Annotated in this window: 2 protein-coding genes and 1 pseudogene; all 3 read right to left on the bottom strand. The window is 64.0% G+C overall.

Going from position 1 to position 2,066, the window contains the following annotated elements; all coding sequences use genetic code 11:
* Window positions 1-246: 246 nt before the first annotated feature.
* Window positions 247-711, bottom strand: a complete 465-nt coding sequence (gene queF / locus MOV63_RS32370) for a preQ(1) synthase (RefSeq protein WP_247039829.1) — start codon at window positions 709-711, stop codon at window positions 247-249.
* Window positions 708-1,625: a cation diffusion facilitator family transporter gene (locus tag MOV63_RS32365; RefSeq protein ID WP_247039828.1), complete on the bottom strand. Its 918-nt coding sequence runs from the start codon at window positions 1,623-1,625 to the stop codon at window positions 708-710. Before MOV63_RS32365 ends, queF begins: the two co-directional genes overlap by 4 nt.
* Before the next feature lie 141 nt (window positions 1,626-1,766).
* Window positions 1,767-2,066: pseudogene (locus tag MOV63_RS32360) on the bottom strand (hypothetical protein); the annotation flags it as partial.

Raw genomic sequence — 2,066 nt, 5'->3', positions numbered from 1 at the left:
ACCCAGGCTCTGCCACGGGCTTGATGTCCCAAGGGAGGTTCGGTCTCCCATCCGCCACCGCATCTGGCAGTAAATCGCCAAAAGCGGATAAAGGGAAGTTACAAGGGGGGCTGGCGGATTCCAACATCAATGTCGATCGGACGCCACACTCGCTCGGTTTTGAAGTGACGGGATGAAAGAGCCTGCCGCACCATCCCGGCGCTCAAAACGCTCCACTGGAGCGTTTTGCCGGCAAGCCGTTACGCCTCACCCACGCCCGCGATACGTCGCGACCCCCTGCTCCGGCAGCCACACGCCTGCCGGCGCCTCGCCCGTCTGCCAGAACACGTCGATCGGGATGCCGCCGCGCGGATACCAGTAGGCGCCGATCCTGAGCCACTTCGGGGCGAGCAGGTCCACGATCCGCTTGGCGATGTAGATCGAGCAGTCCTCATGGAACGCGCCGTGGTTCCGGAACGAATGCAGGAACAGCTTCAGCGACTTCGATTCCACCAGGAACCCGTCCGGAATATAGTCGATGACGATATGGGCGAAATCCGGCTGGCCGGTCATCGGGCAGAGCGAGGTGAATTCCGGCGCCGTGAAGCGCACCACGTAATCGGTGCCCTGGTTGCCGTTCGGCACCTTTTCCAGCACCGCAGTTTCCGGGCTCTGCGGGGCTTCCACGTGAGATCCGAGCTGCGAGAGCCCGCTGACATCGGTCATCGTCATTTGCCTGTTCCTTCCACGTCTACCTTCTGTCCATGGGCGCGCTCGCCTTCGGGCTCCACATGGATTGCCAATGTGGCGCCGGCAATACTCGCTTTGATCGCATCTTCCAAGCGGTCACAGATCGCATGCGCTTCTGCGACGCTCATGCCAGCCGGCACGACCAGATGGAAATCGATGAAGACAGCCGCCCCCGCCCGGCGCGATTTCAAGTCGTGGACGCCAAGCGCGCCGACCGAATGGGTGGCGATCGCCTCGCGCACCGCCGCCTCCTCGTCCGGCTCCAGCGCCCGGTCCATCAGCCCGCCGATGGAATGGGCGATCACCTTGTAGCCCTGCCAGAGGATGTTGATCGCGACCAGGATGGCGAGCACCGGGTCGAGGATTGCGTATCCAGTGACAACGGCGAGGACGAGGCCGACGAAGACCCCGGCCGAAGTCACCACGTCGGACATGATGTGCCGGCCGTCGGCTGCCATTGCAGGCGAATAATGGGCGGTGCCGACCCGGATCAGCGTCGTCGCCCAGGCAGCGTTGATGACCGCCGCCAGTCCGTTGATCGCCAGGCCCAGCACCGGCGCATCCGGCAGTTTCGGCGCGAACAGTCCGTCCCAGGCCTCGCTGATGATCAGGAATGCCGCGACGATGATCAGCCCGCCTTCGACGACCGCAGAAATGTATTCCGCCTTGTGATGGCCGAACTGATGGTCATGGTCTGCCGGGCGCTGCGCATAGCGGATGACGAAATAGGCGATGAAGGCGGCGGCGACATTGACGAAGGATTCGAGCCCGTCCGACAGCAGCGCGACGGAGCCCGTCATCCACCAGGCCAGCATCTTCAAGAACATGACGCCGAGCGACAGCGGCATGCCCCAGAAGGCCAGCCGCTCGACGATTTTGACTTCCCTCGCCACCATGTCTTCCTTTTTGCGCGTGCGAATGATTTGCAGGACCGAAGGCCCAAAACGGCGAAACCGCCGCAGCGAGATCGTCTCGCTGCGGCGGTTCCGGATAGCCTGCATATGGCTCAGATGAGCCGGTTTGTCAAAGGCCGTTTGTCAAAGGGCCGGCTGGCGTAATCGGTTCTCGTCGGATCGCGTCGCGGCAGCGGCGGCCAGTTCCGCCTCCTCCGCGATATCCTCCGCCGTCTCCCCTCCCCGCCCGAGGAAGAGGAACACCACGACCGCTGTCAGTGCCGTGATCGCGGTCAGCAGCCACAGGAGCGAGGAGAACCCGTGGCTGTAACCCTGCAGCAGGGCCACCTGTCCCATCGACGGCAGCAGTCCCGCCGCATCTCGCAGGTCGCCGGTCACCAGCCGCTGGGCAATCGCGCCCGCCTGGTCGCCGGCGCCACTGCC

Origin of the sequence: Neorhizobium sp. SHOUNA12A (assembly GCF_023006505.1) — a bacterium.
Lineage (GTDB): Bacteria > Pseudomonadota > Alphaproteobacteria > Rhizobiales > Rhizobiaceae > Neorhizobium.
Note: the sequence above shows the minus strand (reverse complement) of the source record. Positions and strands in the feature narration are given on the sequence as shown.